Here is a 21,817-nt window from a genome sequence, read left to right on the forward strand (position 1 = left end):
ACCCATGCAGAACTCGACCCAAGCGGCGAATGCCTGGCGCATTCTGTTCCTGCTGTTCCTGGCCAACCTGTTCAACTTCTTCGATCGCACCATCCCCGCGATCATCATCGAGCCGATCCGCATGGAATGGCACCTGAGCGACTTTCAGCTCGGTATCATCGGCACCGCCTTTACCATCGTCTACGCCCTTGCCGGCCTGCCGCTCGGGCGACTGGCCGACACCGGCTCGCGCAGCAAATTGATGGGCTGGGGCCTGTTCGCCTGGAGCGGGCTGACGGCGGTCAATGGCATGGTCGGGAGTTTCTGGACCTTCCTGTTGGTGCGTATGGGCATCGGCATCGGGGAAGCCAGCTATGCACCGGCGGCCAATTCACTGATCGGCGACCTGTTCCCCGCCCATCGCCGCGCCCGGGCCATGGGGATTTTCATGCTCGGCCTGCCGTTGGGGCTGCTGCTGGCGTTTTTCACCATTGGCGCGATGGTCAAGGCGTTTGATAGCTGGCGTGCCCCGTTCTTTATCGCCGCCGTGCCCGGGATGATCCTGGCGGTGTTCATGTTCTATATCAAAGAGCCTAAGCGCGGCGCGGCGGAAACCGTGCAAGTGTCCCAGGAGCGTGTCGACCGCCCGATCCGCCGCGTACTGGCGGTGCCGACCTTCCTGTGGCTGGTGCTGGCCGGGTTGTGCTTTAACTTTGCCACGTATGCGTGCAACTCGTTCCTGGTGCCGATGCTGCAACGCTATTTCCTCCTGCCGTTGCAGGACGCTGCCGTCGCCACCGGTGTGATCGTCGGCTTGACCGGCCTGGTGGGCTTGACCCTGGGTGGCTGGATTGCCGACAAGATCCATCAGCGGGTCGCCAACGGCCGTCTGCTGTTTGCTGCGTGCAGCTTGATCATCTCCACGGTGACTACCGCCTGGGCCTTGCATGCCGGGCGTATCGAGATAGGCGTGTTTGTCGCGCTGTTCAGTGTGGGCTGGCTGTTTGCCTATAATTTCTATACCTGCGTGTATACCGCGATCCAGGACGTGGTCGAACCGCGCCTGCGTGCCACGGCCATGGCGCTATTCTTTGCAGGCCTGTATTTGCTCGGCGGTGGCATGGGGCCGGTGGTGGTCGGGGCGCTGTCCGATCACTTTGCCCATTCGGCGATGTATGCGGCCGGGGCAGAGCAAATGACTGAGGCTTATAAAGCCGTGGGGTTGCATGACGCCATGTACCTGATTCCGGTGGCGCTGTTCCTGACCATGCTGTTTCTGTTTCAGGCCTCGCGCAGTTTTGTACGTGATGCCAAGCGCATGAAGGATGGGTTGAGTGCGGTTGAGGTGCCGGTTTCTGCGGCAACGGCCCTGAAGGCAAATAAAAAAGGCCCGCATTGCGCGTAATGCTGTTCAGTTAAGCGTACATCGCCCTCTGTAGGAGCGAGCTTGCTCGCGAAAAACGTCAACGATACGCGTGTTTCCTGATTGAACGCGGCGCCTGTGGTTTTTCGCGAGCAAGCTCGCTCCTACAAAAAGCCTTAACTGAACAGCATTACCGCATTGCGCGGGCCTTCTACTGACAGCGAATGATCAGCCCGCCACCAACACCCGAATCGCTTCCAGTCGCAGCGCCGCCTTGTCGAGCATGGCCAGGCCTTGCTCGCGTTGATTGCGCAAGGCAACCAGCTCGCTGTCACGCACGGTGGGGTTGACCGCTTGCAACGCGGTCAGGCGCGCCAGTTCTTCATCGGTGTCTGCGGCCAGACGACGCTTGGCCTCGGCCACACGCTCGGCGTGACGCGGGGCGATCTTCTCTTCACCGGCGTTGATGCGCGGTGTGAGCTGGTCGCGCTGGGCCTGCACGAACTTGTTGGCGCTGGCTCGCGGTACGCTTTCCAGTTGGTCGTTCAAGGTCACGAACGACACGCGGCCCGACAGGTCGTTGCCATTGGCATCCAGCAGGCAGCGCAGGGCGGCCGGTGGCAGGTAACGGCCCAGTTGCAGCGAGCGCGGGGCGACCACTTCGCTGACATAGAGCAGTTCCAGCAGCACAGTGCCCGGCTTGAGCGCCTTGTTCTTGATCAGTGCCACGGCGGTGTTGCCCATGGAACCGGACAGCACCAGGTCCATGCCGCCTTGCACCATCGGGTGTTCCCAGGTGATGAACTGCATGTCTTCACGCGACAGCGCCTGGTTACGGTCGTAGGTGATGGTTACACCTTCGTCGTCGCCCAGGGGGAAGCTGGCGTCGAGCATTTTTTCGCTGGGTTTCAAGATCAGCGCGTTTTCCGAATGGTCTTCGCTGTCGATGCCGAAGGCGTCGAACAGGGTTTCCATATAGATCGGCAGGGCGAACTGGTCGTCTTGCTCAAGGATGTCCTCGACCAGCGCATCGCCTTCACCGGCGCCGCCGGAGTTGAGTTCCAGCAAGCGGTCACGACCGGTGTGCAGCTCTTGTTCCAGGCGCTCGCGCTCGGCACGGGCTTCGTCGATCAAGGCTTGCCACTCGCCGTCGTCGGCGGCTTCGAGCAATGGCAGCAGGCGCGGGCCGAACTGATGCTGCAAGGCGTTGCCGGTCGGGCAGGTGTTGAGGAAGGCGTTGAGCGCTTCGTGGTACCACTGGAACAGGCGCTGTTGCGGGCTGGTTTCCAGGTAGGGTACGTGCAGTTCGATCACGTGTTTCTGGCCGATCCGGTCCAGACGGCCGATACGCTGTTCCAGCAGGTCGGGGTGGGACGGCAGGTCGAACAGCACCAGGTGGTGGGAGAATTGGAAGTTGCGGCCTTCACTGCCGATTTCCGAACAGATCAGCACCTGGGCGCCGAACTCTTCATCGGCAAAGTAAGCGGCGGCGCGGTCACGCTCGAGGATGTTCATGCCCTCATGGAACACCGTGGCCGGGATGCCGGAGCGCACGCGCAGGGCGTCTTCCAGGTCCATGGCGGTTTCGGCGTGGGCGCAGATCACCAGGACCTTGGTGCGCTTGAGCATTTTCAGCTGATCGATCAGCCACTCGACACGCGGGTCGAAGCGCCACCAGCGGTGTTCTTCCTCGATATCCGGTTGTGCCTGGAAGCTGACTTCCGGGTACAGCTCGGCGTGTTCGCCCAAAGGCAGTTCGAGGTATTCATCCGGGTTTGGCAGCGGGTAGGCGTGCAGCTTGCGCTCGGGGAAGCCTTGCACGGCAGCGCGGGTGTTGCGGAACAGCACGCGACCGGTGCCGTGGCGGTCCAGCAGTTCACGTACCAGGCGTGCACTGGCCTCGGTGTCGCCATCGTTGACGGCGGTGAGCAGGGCTTCGCCTTCGTCGCCGAGGAAGCCTTGAATGGTCTTGTGTGCGGTCGGCGACAGGCGGCCCTTGTCCAGCAGCTCCTGCACGGCTTCGGCCACCGGGCGATAGTTTTCGCTCTCGGCGCGGAAGGCTTGCAGGTCGTGGAAGCGGTTCGGGTCCAGCAGGCGCAGGCGCGCAAAGTGGCTGTCCTGGCCCAGTTGTTCCGGGGTGGCGGTGAGCAGCAGCACGCCTGGGATCACTTCAGCCAGTTGTTCGACCAGCGAGTATTCGGCGCTGGCCTTGTCTTCATGCCACACCAGGTGGTGCGCTTCGTCGACCACCAGCAAGTCCCAGCCGGCGGCGAACAGCGCGTCCTGGGCCTTCTCGTCGTCCACCAGCCATTCCAGCGCAACGAGTGCAAGCTGGGTGTCTTCGAACGGGTTGGTGGCATCGCTTTCGATGAAGCGTTCTTCGTCGAACAGCGCGACCTGCAGGTTGAAGCGGCGGCGCATTTCCACCAGCCACTGGTGCTGCAGGTTTTCCGGGACCAGGATCAGCACGCGGCTGGCGCGGCCCGAGAGCAGTTGGCGATGGATCACAAGGCCCGCTTCGATGGTCTTGCCCAGGCCCACTTCGTCAGCCAGCAAGACCCGCGGCGCGATACGGTCAGCGACTTCACGGGCGATGTGCAGTTGGTGCGCAATAGGTTGTGCACGCACACCGCCCAGGCCCCACAACGAGGACTGCAACTGGCGGCTGGTGTGTTCCAGCGTGTGGTAGCGCAGCGAGAACCACGCCAGCGGATCGATCTGCCCGGCGAAGAGACGGTCGCTGGCCAGGCGGAACTGGATGAAGTTGGACAGTTGGGTTTCCGGCAGGGTGACCTGCTCGTTCTGCCCATTGAGGCCGTGGTAGACCAGCAGGCCGTCGACGTCGTCGACTTCCTGTACGGTCATTTTCCAGCCTTCGAAATGGGTGATGGTGTCACCCGGCGAAAACCTCACACGAGTGAGGGGCGCATTCCGTAGCGCATACTGGCGGGTGTCGCCAGTGGCCGGATAGAGCACGGTCAACAAGCGCCCGTCCTGTGCCAGAACGGTGCCTAACCCCAGCTCTGCTTCGCTGTCACTAATCCAGCGTTGCCCCGGTTGATACTGCTGCGCCATGCTGCCTGACTCCCGCCGTGAAAAAGCCGACTATCTTAACGGAACAAGCCCTTGCGCCCAAGGACTCTGACAAAAACTACTCCGTTTGGCCGGCGGGCAGAGTGCTGAATCGACGGGTGGCGGGCACTTGCGAGTGTCGACTGAGTCACAGCTTGGCGAGCCTGCGCTCAAGTCGCCCTGCAACCCGCCGACAGCCTGTTGATCAGGAGAATAACTATCATGCTGCCACCCATGCTGCCCGTCAGTGTTGTGCCGGTCACGTCGCAACTCGATCCGGCACGCCAGAAGCCGGATATTCCGCCGGTGGTGCCCGTTCAACCGGGCTCCAGCGAGAGCACGATCGACCTGAAAAAAGGCGATGCCGAGCAATCGACCTTTCTGTTGCGCGAAGAGCAGCGTCGTCAGCAGGAGCAGCACAAGCGTCGGCGCGAAGCCGACGATGACGTCGAGCAGCATTTGCCTATCCCCGGCGACTTGCTCAATGCTGACAACACGGTGCCCGTGGCGCCGCTGATCGAAGACGCGCCGCGCCAGGGCTTGTGGGTGGACATCGAGGTTTAAGCGTTCAATTCATGCAGGGCCTTGATCAACAGTTCGATATCGTCATCGGTGTTGAGTGGGCTGACGGAGAGGCGCGCAATGCTGCGCAACCCACGTGCTTGCATATCCAGCGGCGTATAGGCCACGCCGTTGGCACCGATGTTGATGCGCTTTAACCCCAAGCGCCGCTTGAGTTCAAAACTATCCCAGCCGGCCAGGTTGAAAGCGATCAAGCCCGAATGTTCATTGCCCAGGTCATGCAGGCTAATCCCAGGTATCTGATGCAGCGCTTCGCGGATTCGGGCGCTGGTCTGCGAGACCCTTTCCCACACCCGCTCGATCCCCAGTCGATTGATCTCTTGCAGTGCATTGCCCAAGCCCGCCAGCAGGGCGACGGACACTTCGCTGGTTTCGAAGCGCCGGGCGTCGTTGCGCAGGTCGAAGCCGTCGGTGGTCCAGGGCGCCGAAAACACGTCGCGTTGCGCCGGGTTCAGTTGCCCAGGAAAATCCGGCCTGACATACAGCAGTGCAGTACCGCGCGGGCCGCGCAGGTGTTTGCGGCCGGCGGATTTGAGCACGTCGCACTGCAACGCTTGCACATCCACCGGTAATTGGCCGACGGCTTGGCCTGCGTCGATAAAGTAGGGGATGGCGTGCCGACGAGCCACTTCGCCGATGGCCTGGGCCGGGTTGATCAGGCCGCCGTTGGCCGGCAGCCAGGCAAGGTCGATCAGCTTCACGTGGGCGTCGAGCATCGCTTCCAGGGCTACCGGGCAAACCGCGCCGGTGGCATCACAGGGAATGACTTCCACGCGCGCGCCCGCTTGCACGGCCAACTCCATGCTCGCCAGGTTGCCGCCCCATTCATGGCGCCCCACCAGGATACGGTCGCCCGGCCGCCAGGGTCCCAGCGCCTGGAACGCCATGCTCCAGGCCGTTGAGCCACTGCTGGCGAAGGCGATCGAGGAGGGCGGTGCATTGAGCAGTTGCCCGGCGGCGCGGCGGGCGTTTTCCACCAGCACGGCGCCCTGTTCGCCAGCTTCCATCGGGCCGTTGCGGGCTTCGTGTTGCAACTGTTCGATGATGGCGTCCAGCGTCGCCTGGCTGGGCAAGGACGCCCCGGCATGGTTGAAGTGCACAAGGCCCGACTGGCAACCGGGCGTGGCCTCCCGCAGTTGTTGGACGTCCAGCGGGCTCATGGCTGCAGCTCGAAAATGGCATCCACCTCCACGGCGACGCCAGCCGGCAAGCTGCTGACGCCTACGGCGGTGCGTACGTGCCGGCCTTTGTCGCCGAGGGCGTTGACCAGCAGGTTCGAGGCGCCATTGGCGACCACGCTCTGGCGTTGGAAATCAGCGTTGCTGGCGATGAAGACGCCCAGACGCAGGATGCGCACCACGCGCGACAGGTCATCGCCCAGCGCGTCGCTCAATTGCCCCAGCAGGCCCAGCGCCGCCAGTTCCGCCGCCTGGGCGCCTTCTTCATCGCTGAGGGAATCGCCCAGCCGGCCTATGTAGGCGGGTTTGCCATCGAGTATGGGAATTTGCCCGGAAATGAACAGCTGGTGTTGGCTGACGACATGGTTGATGTAATTGGCAGCCGGTTGACTGGGTGTGGGCAGTGTCAGGCCGAGTGTGTGTACGCGTTGGCGAATGGAATCGGTCATGCTGAAAACCTCTGGGTTCAGGAGGTTTGAGCATGTTGGCTGTTGCGATGGACGACAAACGGATAGATCTCAATCGACGTATCGAAAAAACTCACCCATCCGCACACAGGTGCTTCAACCACTGGCTGAAGCATTCGGCTGCTTCGCCGAGTGGGCCCTGGGGAGTGATCAGCCAATAGCCGATTTCGCTGTGATAGGGCGGCCAGTCAAAGGCCTCCACCAGGCTGCCGTCCTGAAGCCTGCGTTCGATCAGGCGATGGCGGCCCATGGCGATACCTTGGCCGGCCACGGTAGCCTCGACCACGATGTTGTAGTCATGCAGCATCACCCTGGGGTGGTGATCGAGGTTGACCTGGTAATGGGCGGCCCAATCCGTCCACTCGAAAGGACGGTGCGAGGTCGCCATCAGTAGGGGGGCTTTGGTTACCTGGCTGGCCTTGAACGCGGGGCTGCACACGGGTGACAAGGTTTCGGCCATCAGGCGCGTGGCCTGCACGTCGGGCCAATCGCCCTTGCCGTAACGGATGGCCAGGTCAACTTCGGCCGTGGCGACATTGGCCAGTTGAATCGCGGGCAGCAACTCCACCTGGATGTGCGGGTAGCGCTGTAGAAACTCGGCCAGACGCGGTGCCAGCCATAGCGTGGCGAAAGACGCCAATACGCCGATGCGCAACACGCTGGTGCTGGGTACACCCCGTTGGCTGCGTGTCGCTGTAGCGATGGCGTCTAGGGCTGGGCGGATTTGGTCGTAGTAATGTTGCCCGGCCAAGGTCAGATCAATCGCACGGGTACGCCGGATAAACAGCGGCTTGCCCAAATGCTGTTCAAGCTTATGCACCTGGTGGCTCAGCGCACTTTGGGTCACCGACAATTCGCCCGCTGCCTTGATAAAGCTCAAGTGCCGCGCCACGGCCTCGAAGGCGCGCAGGGCCAATAGCGGTGGAAGGTCGTTGTGCAAGGCCACCGGATGGCGCCTCCTGGGTAAGGGGGAAAGTGCCGATTTTGGTCGATGACCTGCATTTTGTCGCCCGCTGATTTGCCGTTGGGCGGGGCAGGCCGCATTATTGGGCCATTCCCGCCACGACGTAAGCCAAGCCATGAGTGATGACGACAAGCTGATCGACCTGAATGCCGAACGCGCCAAGCGCGTGCACGACCTCAATGACAAACGCTTGAATGAAGTGCGCCAAGCCTTTGAACAAGCCATGCCCTTGGGCAAACCCAAGAAGAAGTCGAAGAACAAACCGAAAAAGCGTTGAAACCGCCTGCATCTGTTGATGCAGGTCAGTTATTACCCTTCTTTACGCCCCGTTGCGGGCGACATTGATCCTGGTCAATTTCCCACTGCGCCTTCTCCCTTAACTTAGCCCTATCGCAACAGGGCACGTGCAGGAGGCCGGTCATGTTTTTCGATAATGTGGTTTTTGCCGGAGTGCTGACTGTCAGCCTCATGGTGCTGTTTTTTGTAGGGTTTGGATTTTTTATCTGGAAAGACGCGAACAAGCGTAAAAAACCTTAAGTCTTTCCGGGTTACATGGGCACGCAAGGCATTTTGGGCGACTTCGGTCGCCCTTTTTTTTGGCTGTCAATTGATGGCAGAAGGTGAAAAATGTGGGAGGCGTGCCTGCGATCGCGGTGGGTCAGCTCATATATTCATCAACTGTTACTGCGCAATCGCAGGCAAGCCAGCTCCCACAGGTGGACGGCGGTGCGCTTGGATATAAAAAAAGGTGCGACCCTCGCGGATCGCACCTTTTTTATGGCCGGCCGGCTATCAGTTGCCCAATGCCTTGGACGCCAGCCAGAACAACCCGGCCGACAGGCCGACGGTTGCTGGCAGGGTCAATACCCAGGCCATCAGGATGGTCTTGACGGTGCCGCCTTGCAGGCCGCTCTTGTTGGCAACCATGGTACCTGCCACACCGGAAGACAGCACGTGCGTGGTGGACACCGGCAGGGCGAAGATGTTGGCGAAGCCGATCATGGTCGCGGTGGTGATTTGCGCCGACATGCCCTGGGCATAGGTCATGCCCTGCTTGCCGATCTTCTCGCCAATGGTCAGTACCACGCGCTTCCAACCCACCATGGTGCCCAGGCCCAGGGCCAGTGCAACCGCGAGGATCACCCAGAACGGGGCGTACTCGGTGGTGGCGGTCAGGTCTTTGCGCAGCTTGTCGAGGTCGGATTTCTCACGGGAATCCAGCCCAGGCAGCTTGCCGACTTTCTTCGCGGTGTCGTCCAGGCAGAGCAGGTAGCGACGCACTTCGATGCGATGATCTGCGGTCAGCGAGTGGTAGTCCGAGACGCCCTTGAGGGTGCCCAGCAGCGCGTTGATCGTCGGCTCGGTCTGCTGCGGGTTGCAGCGGAATTTGCCCGGCAGATCATCCTTCACGCTTTTGCCCAGGGCCAGGAACTCGCCGAGGGTCTCGTGATTGCGCTGGTAGAACTGGTTCAGGTGCAGGGTTGCGTCACGGGTACGCTCGATCTGGTAGGTGGTGCTGCCCAGGTCCAATACGAACTGCGCCGGCACGATACCGATCAGCACCAGCATGATCAGGCCGATGCCTTTCTGACCATCGTTGGAGCCGTGCACGAAGCTCACGGCCATGGCCGAGATCACCAGAACCAGGCGGTTCCAGAACGGCGGATGCTTCTTGTCGTCGAGCTTGCGGCGCTGGTCCGGGGTCTTGTGCATCTTCGACAGCGGGCGCCACCACTTCAGGCCGATCAGCACCAGGGCTGCGACCAGGAAGCCGGCCATCGGCGAGAACACCAGGGATGCACCGATATCCACAGCCTTCTGCCAGTTCACACCGTCAGCCAGGGGGATGTCGTTGATCAGGGCGTTGGCCAGGCCGACACCGAGGATCGAGCCGATCAGGGTGTGGGAGCTGGAGGCGGGAATACCGAAGTACCAGGTGCCCAGGTTCCAGGTGATCGCCGCCGCCAATAACGAGAAGACCATCGCCAGGCCATGGCCGGTGTTCACATTGATCAGCAACTCCACCGGCAGCAAATGCACGATGGCGTAGGCGACACCGACACCACCGAGCAACACGCCGAGGAAATTGAAGACCCCGGAGAAGAACACGGCCAGGTGTGGCGGCATGGCTTTGGTATAGATGACTGTGGCCACCGCGTTAGCGGTGTCATGAAAGCCATTGATGAACTCGAAGGCGAGGACAAAGGCCAGGGCGAGCAGCAGGCTCACTAGAACCCAAGCATCCAGTCCGCTGAATAAATCGATCATGAAGGTTTTCTGACCCGGTCGTAAGGGGGCGCGATTATGCCAGAAAACATCGGTAATCGATGCATTAGCTGCTCATCGGTAACAATCTTCGTCGCACAAGCCCGGGCAAAACGGACGCATCCCAGGGTTTTCGGGGCTTTGGCAAGTCTTTGATTTATAAAGCGCAGGCCGCAAAAGGCCGGCATTTGTCATGAAAACGTCATGCCTGAAACATTTGTATGAAATTTCGTGCGCGGCTGTAAGCGACTGACCAACGGGCGCTGACGCAAGGGGCTCCCTGCCGGTGGCGGACCGGCAGAGACAGCAGGGCCCTGCCTACTCGCACCGAAGCGCTTATGGCTCTTCGGTTTTGAGTTCCTGTTCGATCTTCTGGATTTCCTGGGCAAATGCCTGATCCAGCAGGCTGGCGCGTTTGCGCCATGGCTTGCGTTCCGGCTCAGGTTGCGCGGCGTAGGTGGTGACTTCTCCGCCGTAGACGTCCTTGTAACGTTGCTCCTGGCGCTCAAGTTCGGCGCGCAGTTCATCTTTCGTCACAGTATTACCTAATTGTGTGAAGTTTATTGATTGCGCAGTGTCGCGCTTCAACAGTCGTCCTCGGGCGATTCCAAATAAAACAGTAGAAAACCGTTCAAGTTGAAAAGCAGGCCTGAGGGCAGTTCTTTTAAGCGGCTACTTGTGGCCGGCGCGGCTTACGTCCTCCAGCGCCTGGCGAGCTCCCATCCCGATAGTGATACCGGGCCGACCTCTGCACAGGTTGCATTATAGCGGCGCATTTGAATAACACTATCATCATAAAGTTAAAAAGCGTCAACGGTGCAGGGGAGGGTGTTATGGGTGGGCATCACTATTTGTGAACAGCGTCATCATATTGTCGCCACCGGTTCTAAATAAAAGCGTAAATGTCCGCACTTCCCAGGTTCATCAGGCAAATCTGAAACTTGGCCGCGGCGGCGGCTGCCCTAGCCTGACAAATTGCGATAATCGCATGATCGTCCGATAATCGCCCAATGTTGCTGGCGCTGGCTTGTGCATCGCGACCGGCCCGGCTTGTAATAGCGGCCAACCCTCCCGTGGTAAGAACAAGAGACAGGACCCTGGAAATGAACGATCAATTGCGCAACTCCTTCGCATCAGTGGCGCCGCCGATCGTGGCTTCACCGGCCAAGCGCATCCAGGCGTTCACCGGTGATCCGGACTTCATGACGTCCCTGGCCCGTGGCCTGGCCGTGGTGCAAGCGTTCCAGGAGCGCAAGCGTCACCTGACCATCGCCCAGATCAGCCACCGCACGGAAATCCCCCGCGCCGCTGTGCGCCGTTGCCTGCATACCTTGATCAAACTCGGCTACGCCACCACGGATGGGCGTACCTACTCGCTATTGCCTAAAGTGCTGACGCTCGGTCATGCCTATTTGTCGTCCACACCGTTGGCCGTCTCGGCCCAGCCTTATCTGGACCGCATGAGCGAGCAGCTCCATGAAGCCTGCAACATGGCCACCCTTGAAGGCGACGATATTCTCTACATCGCACGTTCGGCCACGACTCAGCGTCTGATTTCCGTGGACCTTTCAGTCGGTGGTCGGCTGCCGGCCTATTGCACGTCCATGGGGCGCATCCTCCTGGCGGCCCTGGATGATGCCTCGCTGCAGGATTACCTCGACCACGCAGACCTGCAAACCAAGACCAGCCGCACGCTCACGACTCCCGAAGCCTTGTTCGAGTGCTTGCAACAGGTACGTCAGCAAGGCTGGTGCATCGTCGATCAGGAATTGGAGCAGGGCCTGCGTTCCATCGCGGTGCCGGTGTATGACGCATCCGGCCAGGTGTTGGCCGCACTGAACGTCAGCACCCATGCCGGGCGCGTCAGCCGCAGCGAGCTGGAACAGCGTTTCCTGCCGAGTATGCTCACCGCCAGCCGTGAGTTGAGCGCGCAACTGTTTGCCTAAGCTGTTCGGTGACCGCACAGATCCCGGTCGGCTCGATTGACGGTGTTTCCCCTGGCTTATTAATGTGCGGCAGCGCTTCAAAGCGCCGCCTAACAATAATGATGACCTGAGGTCATCGGCCCGCCATCGGTGTGGAATAAAAATAATGAATCAGCCTTCTGTCGGTACCACCCTGGACGTGCAGTCCTTCATCAACACCCAGCCATTGTCACGCTACCAGTGGCGCGTGGTGATCCTGTGTTTCCTGATTGTCTTTCTTGACGGCCTCGATACGGCGGCGATGGGTTTTATTGCGCCGGCCCTGTCCCAGGACTGGGGCATCGACCGCGCCAGCCTTGGCCCGGTGATGAGCGCCGCGTTGATCGGCATGGTGTTCGGCGCACTCGGGTCCGGCCCGCTGGCCGACCGCTTTGGTCGCAAAGTCGTGTTGGTCGGTGCGGTACTGGTATTTGGCGCGTTCAGCCTGGCCTCGGCCTACAGCACTAATGTCGACCAGTTGCTAGTGCTGCGCTTTCTGACCGGGCTGGGTCTGGGCGCGGGTATGCCCAATGCCACGACCTTGCTCTCCGAATACACCCCCGAGCGTCATAAGTCGTTGTTGGTCACCAGCATGTTCTGCGGTTTCAACCTGGGCATGGCCGGTGGTGGGTTTATCTCGGCCAAGTTGATCCCGGCGTTTGGCTGGCACAGCTTGTTGCTGATCGGCGGCATCCTGCCATTGATCCTGGCGGGGGTGCTGTTGGTGTGGCTGCCGGAGTCGGCGCGTTACCTGGTAGTGCGTAATCGCGGTACCGACAAGGTACGCAAGGCCCTGGCACCCATTGAGCCCAATATCGTGGCCCAGGCCGGCAGCTTCAGCGTGCCGGAGCAAACAACCGTCAAGGCTCGCAACGTGTTCGCGGTGATTTTCTCGGGCACCTACAGCACCGGCACCTTGCTGCTGTGGCTCACTTACTTCATGGGCCTGGTGATTGTTTACCTGCTGACCAGTTGGCTGCCCACCTTGATGCGCGACAGTGGCGCCAGCATGGAGCAGGCGGCATTTATCGGCGCGTTGTTCCAGTTTGGCGGGGTGTTGAGCGCAGTGGGCGTGGGCTGGGCGATGGACCGGTTCAACCCGCACAAAGTGATCGGTACTTTCTACCTGCTGGCCGGGGTGTTTGCCTACGCGGTAGGGCAAAGCCTTGGCAATATCACTTTATTGGCAACGTTAGTGCTGATCGCCGGGATGTGCGTCAACGGTGCGCAGTCGGCGATGCCGTCCCTGGCCGCACGTTTCTACCCCACCCAGGGGCGTGCTACCGGTGTGTCGTGGATGCTTGGCATTGGCCGCTTCGGCGCGATCCTGGGCGCGTGGATGGGGGCCACCTTGCTGGGCCTGGGCTGGAATTTCGAGCAGGTGCTCACGGCACTGGTGATTCCGGCGGCACTCGCCACTGCAGCCGTGTTGATCAAGGGCATGGTCAGCCATGCCGACGCCACTTAAGCCTTGATGGGACTCAAATGTGGGAGGGGGCTTGCTCCCGATTGCGGGGTGTCAGTCAAAAAATTTGTTGGCTGATCCACCGCTATCGGGAGCAAGCCCCCTCCCACATTTGAATTGCGTTCGCTTAGACGATTAGCTAGACAACAATCCGTTCGATAATCGAACGCTGAGTCGATTATCGGATTGTTCGGCCCATTTACCCGGCTTAATCTTCAAGCACTTCGGCGCCACCTCAGCGCCTTTTTCGATCAACACCGGGAGCCCAACCCCATGGCTGAAATCCTCACCCTGCGTGATGCGGTCAAGCGCTTTGTGAACGACGGCGATACCGTCGCTCTCGAAGGTTTTACCCACCTGATCCCTACGGCCGCAGGTCATGAAATCATTCGTCAGGGTAAGAAAGACCTGACGCTGGTGCGTATGACGCCCGACCTGATCTACGACCAATTGATCGGTGCTGGCTGCGCGCGCAAGTTGATTTTTTCCTGGGGCGGCAACCCGGGCGTGGGCTCCCTGCATCGTTTGCGCGACGCGGTGGAGAAGCAATGGCCGCAACCGCTGGAGATCGAAGAACACAGCCACGCCGACTTGGCCAATGCCTACGTCGCCGGTGCCTCGGGCCTGCCGTTCGCGGTGCTGCGTGCCTACGCTGGTTCCGACTTGCCCAAGGTCAACCCACTGATCAAGACCGTTACGTGCCCATTCACCGGCGAAGTGCTGGCGGCGGTGCCGTCGGTACGTCCGGATGTCACCGTGATTCACGCGCAGAAAGCCGATCGCAAGGGCAACGTGTTGCTCTGGGGCATTCTCGGGGTACAGAAGGAAGCGGCCCTTGCGGCTCAGCGTTGCATTGTCACCGTGGAAGAAATCGTCGATGACCTCAATGCGCCGATGAACAGTTGCGTGTTGCCGACCTGGGCACTGACTGCGGTGTGCCATGTGCCGGGTGGCGCACATCCTTCCTACGCTCACGGCTACAACGAGCGGGATAACCGCTTCTACCAGGCGTGGGATCCGATTGCTCGCGACCGTGGGACCTTTACCGCCTGGATTGATGAATTTATCCACGGCACTGCTGATTTCAGCGAGTTCCAGGCCAAGCTGGCCACCGCGCAGGAGGCCAAGTAATGACCTACTCCACTAATGAAATGATGACCGTCGCCGCTGCACGCCGTTTGAAGAACGGCTCGGTGTGCTTCGTCGGTATCGGCCTGCCGTCCAAGGCCGCCAACCTGGCGCGGCTGACGTCCTCACCCGATGTGGTGTTGATCTACGAGTCTGGCCCGATTGGTGCCAAGCCCAGCGTGTTGCCACTGTCGATCGGCGATGGCGAACTGGCCGAGACCGCCGACACTGTGGTGCCCACCGGTGAGATCTTTCGCTATTGGCTGCAGGGCGGGCGCATTGACGTGGGCTTTCTCGGTGCGGCCCAGGTCGACCGTTTCGGCAATATCAACACCACCGTGGTCGGTGATTATCACCAGCCCAAAGTGCGTTTGCCGGGTGCCGGTGGGGCGCCGGAGATCGCCGGTTCCGCCAAGAGCGTGCTGATCATCCTTAAACAGTCGTCCCGTTCGTTTGTCGACAAACTGGACTTCATCACCTCCGTCGGTCACGGCGAAGGTGGCGACTCGCGCAAGCGTCTTGGCCTGCCCGGTGCCGGCCCCGTCGGCATCATTACCGACCTGTGCATCATGGAACCGGAGGAGGGCAGCCATGAGTTCGTGGTCACCGCGCTGCACCCCGGCGTGACCCGTGAGCAAGTGGTCGCTGCCACCGGCTGGGCGATTCGCTTTGCCGACCAGGTCAGCACCACGGCTGAACCGACCGAGACAGAGCTGACCGCGCTGCGCGAGCTTGAAGCCCGCACCGCCGCCGCCCATGGCCAAGCACCGGGAGAAGCCTGATGCGCGAGGTATTTATCTGTGATGCCATTCGCACACCGATCGGTCGTTTCGGCGGTGGGCTGTCCACGGTGCGTGCCGATGACCTGGCGGCGCTGCCGATCAAGGCCCTGATCGAGCGCAACCCTTCGGTGAACTGGGACGCGGTGGACGAAGTCTTCCTGGGCTGCGCCAACCAGGCCGGCGAAGACAACCGTAACGTGGCGCGCATGGCACTGTTGCTGGCGGGGCTGCCGGAGAGCATTCCGGGCGTGACCCTCAACCGTCTGTGCGCCTCGGGCATGGATGCCATCGGCACGGCCTTTCGCGCTATTGCCAGTGGCGAAATGGAGCTGGCGATTGCTGGCGGCGTCGAGTCGATGTCCCGTGCTCCGTTCGTGATGGGCAAGGCCGATGCAGCGTTTTCGCGCAGCATGAAGCTGGAAGACACTACCATCGGCTGGCGTTTCATCAACCCGTTGATGAAGGCCCAGTACGGTGTGGATGCCATGCCGCAGACCGCCGATAACGTCGCCGACGACTACCAGGTTTCCCGCGCCGACCAGGACGCTTTCGCCTTGCGCAGCCAACAGCGTACCGCCGCTGCGCAAGCCGCCGGTTTCTTCGCCGAGGAAATCGTGCCGGTACGGGTCGCCCATAAAAAAGGCGAAACCCTGGTGGAACACGATGAACACCCGCGGGACACCAGCCTGCAAGCCCTGGCCAAACTCAAGCCGGTCAACGGCCCGGACAAGACCGTCACCGCCGGCAACGCTTCGGGGGTCAATGACGGTGCTGCTGCGCTGATTCTGGCATCCGCCGATGCCGTCAAGAAGCACGGCCTCACAGCCCGCGCCCGGGTGTTGGGCATGGCCAGTGCCGGTGTCGCACCGCGCGTAATGGGTATCGGCCCGGTGCCGGCGGTGCGCAAGCTGGTGGAACGCCTGGGGTTGGCGGTCACCGACTTCGACGTGATCGAGCTTAACGAAGCCTTCGCCAGCCAGGGTCTGGCGGTGCTGCGCGAACTGGGTATTGCCGACGATGCACCCCAGGTCAACCCGAACGGCGGTGCCATTGCGCTGGGTCATCCACTGGGCATGAGCGGTGCACGGCTGGTGTTGACGGCCCTGCACCAGTTGGAAAAAACCGGCGGCAGCAAAGGCCTGGCGACCATGTGCGTGGGCGTCGGCCAAGGCCTGGCCCTGGCGATTGAACGCGTCTAATAAAAGAGGATGGCTCCATGAGTGACAAGCCTGGTTACCGGCGCCCGCAAGCGGGCACTCAACCTGATTACCTGCACCCGGCGTATCAGTCGACGAACCTGCGTTCGCCGTCCCAGCCGTTGGTGTTCCTGCCCCATTCATTGTCGGAAATCACCGGCCCGACGATCGGCGCCGAGCGCATCAATGACAAGGACAACGACCTGACCGCCCAGCATGAAGGCGAGCCCCAAGGCGAGCGCATCATCATTCATGGCCGTGTGCTGGACGAGAATGGCTTGCCGGTGCCGGGCATTCTCGTGGAGATCTGGCAGGCCAACGCCGCCGGGCGCTACAACCACAAGCGTGACCTGCACGACGCGCCGCTGGACCCGAACTTCACCGGCACCGGGCGTACCGTTACCGACGCCGATGGCTGGTACCAGTTCCAGACCATCAAGCCCGGCGCCTACCCGTGGGGCAACCATCACAATGCATGGCGCCCGGCGCATATCCACTTTTCGCTGTTCGGCCCCAGTGTGCTGACGCGCTTGGTGACGCAGATGTATTTCCCTGGCGACCCATTGCTCGAATACGACCCGATCTACAACTGCGTTCCGGATACCCGCGCCAAGGAACGCCTGATCGCGCGTTTCGACCTGGAAAAAACCGTCCCTTCCTACGCCCTCGGTTACCGCTGGGACATCGTCCTGCGCGGCCGCGACGCCACGCCGATGGAGAAATGAGATGACACTCAACGCGACCACGTCCCACACCGTCGGGCCGTATTACCACATCGGCCTGACCTGGCTGAACCGTGAAGACATGACCGTAGCCGCCACACTCGGCGAGCGCGTGGCGATCAGCGGCCAGGTAGTGGACGGCAACGGTGATGTCGTCAACGACGCCATGCTGGAAGTCTGGCAGGCCAATGCTGCCGGTAAATATGACCACCCTGAGGACGAGCAAGACAAGGCGGTCGATCCGCACTTTGAAGGTTTTGGCCGGGTGCCGGTGGATGCCGAGGGGCGCTTCCGCTTTACCACCATCAAGCCAGGCAGTGTGCCGGGATTGAAAGGCACGACTCAGGCGCCGCATCTGGTGGTACTGGTGTTTGCCCGTGGGTTGGTAAAGCACTTGCTCACGCGGATTTATTTTGACGGTGAGGCACTCAACGGCGATGACCCGCTGTTGGCGTGTGTACCGGCTGAGCGTCGTAGCACCTTGATTGCCAAGGCGGATGCGCAGGGTGTGTATCAGTGGAATGTGATTTTGCAGGGGACAGACAAGGAAACGGTGTTCTTCGATTACTGACGGTCTGCCTGTAGGAGCGAGCTTGCTCGCGAAAATCGCCAACGATAACGCGGGTAGCCTGAATGAACGCGGTGCTCTCAGGTTTTTCGCGAGCAAGCTCGCTCCTACAGTGATGAGGTCTCAGGCAGTGCCTACCCAAAAGTCTGCTTGCGGAACATGGTTGTTGCAAAGTATGTCTAGGCTATAACCGTTCCCACTGAGTAAAAAACCATGACAACAACAACGAGTCACTACACCGGAGAAGAACGCCGCAAACGGATTTTTGCGATTGTCGGGGCTTCCTCCGGCAACCTGGTCGAATGGTTCGACTTCTACGTCTACGCCTTCTGCGCAATCTATTTTGCCCCGGCGTTTTTCCCCTCGGACGACCCCACGGTGCAACTGCTCAACACCGCCGGTGTGTTCGCCGCCGGGTTCCTGATGCGGCCGATCGGCGGCTGGCTGTTTGGCCGGGTGGCCGACAAGCACGGGCGCAAAAATTCGATGATGATCTCGGTGCTGATGATGTGCGCCGGTTCACTGGTTATCGCTTTCCTGCCCACCTATAACGACATCGGTACCTGGGCGCCGGCGCTGCTGTTGGTGGCGCGGCTGTTCCAGGGTTTGTCGGTGGGGGGCGAGTACGGCACCACGGCGACCTACATGAGTGAAGTTGCGCTCAAGGGCCAGCGCGGTTTCTTTGCCTCGTTCCAATACGTGACCCTGATCGGCGGCCAGTTGCTGGCGGTGCTGGTGGTGGTGATCCTGCAACAGATCCTCAGCGAAGAAGAACTGCGTGCCTGGGGCTGGCGCATTCCGTTTGTAATCGGCGCCATCGCAGCGGTGATCTCCCTGCTGCTGCGTCGCACCCTGAAAGAAACAACCAGCAAGGAAATGCGTCAGGACAAGGACGCCGGCAGCATCGTCGCGCTGTTCCGTGACCACGGCAAAGCCTTCATCACTGTGCTGGGCTACACCGCTGGCGGCTCGCTGATTTTCTACACGTTCACCACTTACATGCAGAAGTACCTGGTTAACACTGTCGGTATGCACGCCAAGACGTCCAGCTACATCATGACCGGCGCGCTGTTTCTGTACATGTGCATGCAGCCGCTGTTCGGCATGTTGGCCGACAAGATCGGCCGACGTAACTCCATGCTCTGGTTCGCCGGCCTTGGCACCTTGTTCACCGTGCCGATCCTGTTGACCTTGAAAACCGTGACCAGCCCGTTCCTGGCGTTTGTACTGATCACCCTGGCCCTGGCGATTGTCAGCTTCTACACCTCCATCAGCGGCCTGGTCAAAGCCGAGATGTTCCCGCCCCAGGTGCGTGCCTTGGGTGTGGGCCTGGCATATGCCGTGGCTAACGCGGTGTTTGGCGGTTCGGCGGAAGTGGTCGCACTGAGCCTGAAATCCATCGGTATGGAAAACACCTTCTATTGGTACGTCACTGCGATGATGGCGGTGGCCTTCCTGTTCAGCTTGCGCCTGCCTAAACAGGCGGCGTACCTGCATCACGATTTGTAAGGGATGAGTTATGACGCTGCGCACGAGCAATCAACTGTTCGACGCTTACTTCACCGCCGCCAGCATGGCCGAAGTGTTCTGTGACCAGGGACGCTTGCAGGGCATGCTGGATTTCGAGGCGGCGCTGGCCCGGGCCCAGGCTCGGGTCGGGCTGATTCCCCAGGCTGCCGTCGCGCCGATTGCCCAGGCGTGCCTGGCTTCGCTGTATGACGTCGATGCGCTTGGCGCGGCCATTGCCACGGCGGGTAATTCGGCGATTCCAGTGGTAAAGGCGCTGGGCAAGTTGATCGCCAGTGAAGAGGCCGACGCCGAGCGTTATGTGCACCTGGGCGCGACCAGCCAGGATGTGATGGACACCGGCCTGGTGCTGCAAGTGCGCCAGGCGCTGGTGTTGATCGAGGCGGATTTGGTGCGCCTGGGGGACGTCCTGGCTGCCCAGGCGCAGCGTTATGCCGCTGTGCCCCTGGCCGGACGCACCTGGCTGCAGCACGCGACGCCGGTCACCCTGGGCATGAAGATCGCCGGTTGGCTGGGCGCGGTGACACGCAGTCGCCAGCGCCTTGCCGAATTGAAACCGCGCCTGTTGGTGCTGCAATTCGGCGGAGCGTCCGGCACCTTGGCTGCGCTCGGTGAACACGCCATGCCTGTTGCCGAAGCCTTGGCCGCCGAGTTGCAACTGGGCTTGCCGGAACAGCCCTGGCACACCCAGCGCGATCGCCTGGTGGAATTTGCCAGCGTGCTCGGTCTGATCGCCGGCAGCCTCGGCAAACTGGGTCGCGACATCAGCCTGTTGATGCAAACCGAGGCGGCAGAAGTGTTTGAGCCCGCCGCGCCGGGCAAGGGCGGTTCATCGACCATGCCGCACAAACGCAACCCCGTAGGCGCCGCCGTATTGATCAGCGCTGCCACCCGCGTGCCGGGCCTGGTGGCGACCATGTTCAGCGCCATGCCCCAGGAGCACGAACGCAGCCTTGGCCTGTGGCACGCCGAATGGGAAACCTTGCCAGAGATTTGCCGCCTGGTGTCCGGCGCCTTGCAACAGGCGCTGCTGGTGAGTGAAGGGCTGGAGGTCGATACCGCGCGCATGGTGCAGAATCTCGACCTGACCCAGGGCCTGGTGTTGGCTGAAGCAGTCAGCATCGTGCTTGCCCAACGCCTGGGCCGCGATACCGCACACCACCTGCTGGAGCAATGCTGCAAACGCGCCGTAGCCGAGCAGCGTCACTTGCGCGCCGTGCTGGCGGATGAGCCCCAGGTGACTGCCGAGTTGTCAGCGGCTGAACTGGACCACCTGCTCGACCCGGCCCATTACCTGGGCCAAGCCCAGACCTGGGTCACGCGTGCCGTGACTGAACACTTTGCGTTGACTGCCTGAGGAGACCGCTGTGGCTTTTGTACAACTCGCCGAGGGCGAACTGCATTACCAATTGGATGGGCCGGTGGATGCACCGGTGCTGGTACTGTCCAACTCCCTGGGCACCGACCTGCACATGTGGGACGTGCAGATCCCGGCGTTCACCGAGCATTTTCGCGTGTTGCGTTTCGATACCCGCGGTCACGGCAAGTCCCTGGTGACCGAGGGGCCCTACAGCATCGAACAACTGGGGCGCGACGTGCTTGCGTTGCTGGATGCGCTGGATATCCAGCGTGCGCACTTTTGCGGCCTGTCTATGGGCGGCTTGATCGGCCAATGGCTGGGCATCCACGCCGGCGAGCGTTTGCAGCGCCTGGTGGTGTGCAATACCGCCGCCAAGATCGGCACGCCTGAGGTCTGGAACCCCCGCATCGAAATGGTCCTGCGTGACGGCGCCGCTGCGATGGTGGCGCTGCGCGATGCTTCGATTGCGCGCTGGTTTACCGCGGATTTCGCTGCGGCCAACCCGCACCAGGCCAAGCAGATCACCGACATGCTCGCGGCCACATCGCCCGAGGGCTACGCCGCCAATTGCGGCGCCGTGCGCGACGCGGATTTTCGTGAGCAACTGTCGTCGATCAAGGTGCCGACCCTGGTGATTGCCGGCACTGAAGACGCGGTGACACCGCCGGCTGGCAGCCACTTTATCCAGCACCATGTGCAGGGCGCCGAGTACGCCGAGTTCTATGCGGCGCACCTGTCCAACGTGCAAGCCGGCGCTGCCTTCAGCGACCGTGTGATCAACTTTCTGCTGGCTCGCTGAGGAGCGTTTTGTGGACGAGAAACAACGTTACGCCGATGGCCTGCAGGTGCGCCGCGAAGTGCTGGGCGATGCCCATGTCGACCGCAGCCTCAATGCCCTGACCGAGTTCAACAGCGAGTTCCAGGAAATGATCACGCGCCATGCCTGGGGCGATATCTGGACGCGCCCCGGGCTGCCTCGGCATACCCGCAGCCTGATCACCATCGCCATGTTGATCGGCATGAACCGCAGTGAAGAGCTCAAGCTGCACCTGCGTGCGGCCGCCAGCAATGGTGTGACCCGCGCCGAGATCAAGGAAGTGCTGATGCAGAGTGCGATCTATTGCGGAATACCGGCGGCGAATGCGACGTTTCACTTGGCCGAGTCGGTGTGGGATGAACTCGGGGTTGAATCGCGCGCGTAATTGGCGAGAAGACCCGCCTGTGATCATCGGGCG

General features: G+C 61.4%; 21 protein-coding genes and 1 pseudogene. 16 read left to right on the top strand and 6 right to left on the bottom strand.

The genetic code is table 11. The annotated features are described in order from the left end of the window. Nucleotides 1-4 precede the first annotated feature (4 nt). On the top strand, nucleotides 5-1,384 hold the full coding sequence (locus IH404_RS08230; protein WP_194440266.1) for an MFS transporter: 1,380 nt from the start codon (nucleotides 5-7) through the stop codon (nucleotides 1,382-1,384). A gap of 186 nt (nucleotides 1,385-1,570) precedes the next feature. Here IH404_RS08230 and rapA read toward each other — a convergent pair whose 3' ends face one another. Next, nucleotides 1,571-4,417: an RNA polymerase-associated protein RapA gene (gene rapA, locus IH404_RS08235; RefSeq protein ID WP_005785851.1), complete on the bottom strand. Its 2,847-nt coding sequence runs from the start codon at nucleotides 4,415-4,417 to the stop codon at nucleotides 1,571-1,573. A gap of 219 nt (nucleotides 4,418-4,636) precedes the next feature. Here rapA and IH404_RS08240 point away from each other — a divergent pair, with 219 nt between their 5' ends. Continuing rightward, nucleotides 4,637-4,978, top strand: a complete 342-nt coding sequence (locus IH404_RS08240) for a hypothetical protein (protein ID WP_005785853.1) — start codon at nucleotides 4,637-4,639, stop codon at nucleotides 4,976-4,978. Here the strand turns inward: IH404_RS08240 and IH404_RS08245 are convergent. From IH404_RS08245 to IH404_RS08255, 3 genes are all read right to left on the bottom strand, one after another. Beyond that, nucleotides 4,975-6,156 (bottom strand): aminotransferase class V-fold PLP-dependent enzyme, encoded by a 1,182-nt coding sequence (locus IH404_RS08245; protein WP_194440267.1) that lies wholly within the window; start codon nucleotides 6,154-6,156, stop codon nucleotides 4,975-4,977. The genes IH404_RS08240 and IH404_RS08245 overlap by 4 nt on opposite strands. Then, complete coding sequence (locus IH404_RS08250) at nucleotides 6,153-6,623, bottom strand: RidA family protein (protein ID WP_005785856.1); 471 nt, start codon at nucleotides 6,621-6,623, stop codon at nucleotides 6,153-6,155. Before IH404_RS08250 ends, IH404_RS08245 begins: the two co-directional genes overlap by 4 nt. A 91-nt stretch (nucleotides 6,624-6,714) precedes the next feature. Next, nucleotides 6,715-7,587 (bottom strand): LysR substrate-binding domain-containing protein, encoded by an 873-nt coding sequence (locus tag IH404_RS08255; RefSeq protein WP_005785858.1) that lies wholly within the window; start codon nucleotides 7,585-7,587, stop codon nucleotides 6,715-6,717. A gap of 133 nt (nucleotides 7,588-7,720) precedes the next feature. On the opposite strand from IH404_RS08255, the gene IH404_RS08260 reads away from it, so the two are divergent. After that, a complete protein-coding gene (locus IH404_RS08260; protein WP_005785860.1) occupies nucleotides 7,721-7,882 on the top strand; it encodes a hypothetical protein in 162 nt (53 codons plus the stop codon). 143 nt (nucleotides 7,883-8,025) lie between these two features. After that, nucleotides 8,026-8,142 (top strand): cytochrome c oxidase subunit CcoM, encoded by a 117-nt coding sequence (gene ccoM / locus IH404_RS27965; RefSeq protein ID WP_019817835.1) that lies wholly within the window; start codon nucleotides 8,026-8,028, stop codon nucleotides 8,140-8,142. A gap of 255 nt (nucleotides 8,143-8,397) precedes the next feature. On the opposite strand, the gene IH404_RS08265 is transcribed toward ccoM, so the two are convergent. Next, nucleotides 8,398-9,873, bottom strand: coding sequence for an inorganic phosphate transporter (locus IH404_RS08265; RefSeq protein ID WP_003189291.1), 1,476 nt, complete (start codon nucleotides 9,871-9,873; stop codon nucleotides 8,398-8,400). A gap of 333 nt (nucleotides 9,874-10,206) precedes the next feature. Beyond that, nucleotides 10,207-10,407: a hypothetical protein gene (locus IH404_RS08270; RefSeq protein WP_003189295.1), complete on the bottom strand. Its 201-nt coding sequence runs from the start codon at nucleotides 10,405-10,407 to the stop codon at nucleotides 10,207-10,209. A 566-nt stretch (nucleotides 10,408-10,973) separates the two neighbouring features. Here IH404_RS08270 and pcaR point away from each other — a divergent pair. From pcaR to pcaC, 12 genes and pseudogenes are all read left to right on the top strand, one after another. Continuing rightward, nucleotides 10,974-11,816 (top strand): pca regulon transcriptional regulator PcaR, encoded by an 843-nt coding sequence (gene pcaR, locus IH404_RS08275; RefSeq protein ID WP_005785864.1) that lies wholly within the window; start codon nucleotides 10,974-10,976, stop codon nucleotides 11,814-11,816. Between the two features lie 145 nt (nucleotides 11,817-11,961). After that, nucleotides 11,962-13,302: an MFS transporter gene (locus tag IH404_RS08280; protein WP_005785866.1), complete on the top strand. Its 1,341-nt coding sequence runs from the start codon at nucleotides 11,962-11,964 to the stop codon at nucleotides 13,300-13,302. A 270-nt stretch (nucleotides 13,303-13,572) separates the two neighbouring features. Beyond that, nucleotides 13,573-14,430, top strand: a complete 858-nt coding sequence (locus IH404_RS08285) for a CoA transferase subunit A (RefSeq protein WP_005785868.1) — start codon at nucleotides 13,573-13,575, stop codon at nucleotides 14,428-14,430. Next, on the top strand, nucleotides 14,430-15,209 hold the full coding sequence (locus tag IH404_RS08290; protein ID WP_005785870.1) for a CoA-transferase subunit beta: 780 nt from the start codon (nucleotides 14,430-14,432) through the stop codon (nucleotides 15,207-15,209). The genes IH404_RS08285 and IH404_RS08290 overlap by 1 nt, the downstream gene beginning before the upstream one ends. Next, the gene (pcaF, locus tag IH404_RS08295) at nucleotides 15,206-16,408 is read left to right on the top strand and encodes a 3-oxoadipyl-CoA thiolase (RefSeq protein WP_194440661.1); all 1,203 of its coding nucleotides are present in this window, start codon (nucleotides 15,206-15,208) and stop codon (nucleotides 16,406-16,408) included. The genes IH404_RS08290 and pcaF overlap by 4 nt, the downstream gene beginning before the upstream one ends. 17 nt (nucleotides 16,409-16,425) lie before the next feature. Further along, a complete protein-coding gene (pcaH, locus tag IH404_RS08300; protein WP_005785874.1) occupies nucleotides 16,426-17,130 on the top strand; it encodes a protocatechuate 3,4-dioxygenase subunit beta in 705 nt (234 codons plus the stop codon). A 1-nt stretch (nucleotide 17,131) separates the two neighbouring features. Further along, nucleotides 17,132-17,698: a protocatechuate 3,4-dioxygenase subunit alpha gene (gene pcaG, locus IH404_RS08305; RefSeq protein ID WP_005785876.1), complete on the top strand. Its 567-nt coding sequence runs from the start codon at nucleotides 17,132-17,134 to the stop codon at nucleotides 17,696-17,698. Beyond that, a pseudogene (locus IH404_RS27795) lies at nucleotides 17,691-17,810 on the top strand (outer membrane lipoprotein carrier protein LolA); the annotation flags it as partial. The gene pcaG and the pseudogene IH404_RS27795, both read left to right, overlap by 8 nt. Nucleotides 17,811-17,908: 98 nt before the next feature. Continuing rightward, nucleotides 17,909-19,204: an MFS family transporter gene (locus IH404_RS08310; RefSeq protein ID WP_194440268.1), complete on the top strand. Its 1,296-nt coding sequence runs from the start codon at nucleotides 17,909-17,911 to the stop codon at nucleotides 19,202-19,204. A gap of 10 nt (nucleotides 19,205-19,214) precedes the next feature. Further along, nucleotides 19,215-20,579: a 3-carboxy-cis,cis-muconate cycloisomerase gene (locus IH404_RS08315; RefSeq protein WP_194440269.1), complete on the top strand. Its 1,365-nt coding sequence runs from the start codon at nucleotides 19,215-19,217 to the stop codon at nucleotides 20,577-20,579. 10 nt (nucleotides 20,580-20,589) lie between these two features. Continuing rightward, entirely contained in the window at nucleotides 20,590-21,381 is a 792-nt protein-coding gene (gene pcaD, locus IH404_RS08320) for a 3-oxoadipate enol-lactonase (protein ID WP_194440270.1), read from the top strand. A 10-nt stretch (nucleotides 21,382-21,391) separates the two neighbouring features. Next, entirely contained in the window at nucleotides 21,392-21,784 is a 393-nt protein-coding gene (gene pcaC, locus IH404_RS08325) for a 4-carboxymuconolactone decarboxylase (RefSeq protein WP_005785883.1), read from the top strand. The last annotated feature ends 33 nt before the right edge of the window (nucleotides 21,785-21,817 follow it).

Origin of the sequence: Pseudomonas sp. OST1909, assembly GCF_015277575.1 — a bacterium.
Taxonomy (GTDB): Bacteria; Pseudomonadota; Gammaproteobacteria; order Pseudomonadales; family Pseudomonadaceae; genus Aquipseudomonas; species Aquipseudomonas synxantha_A.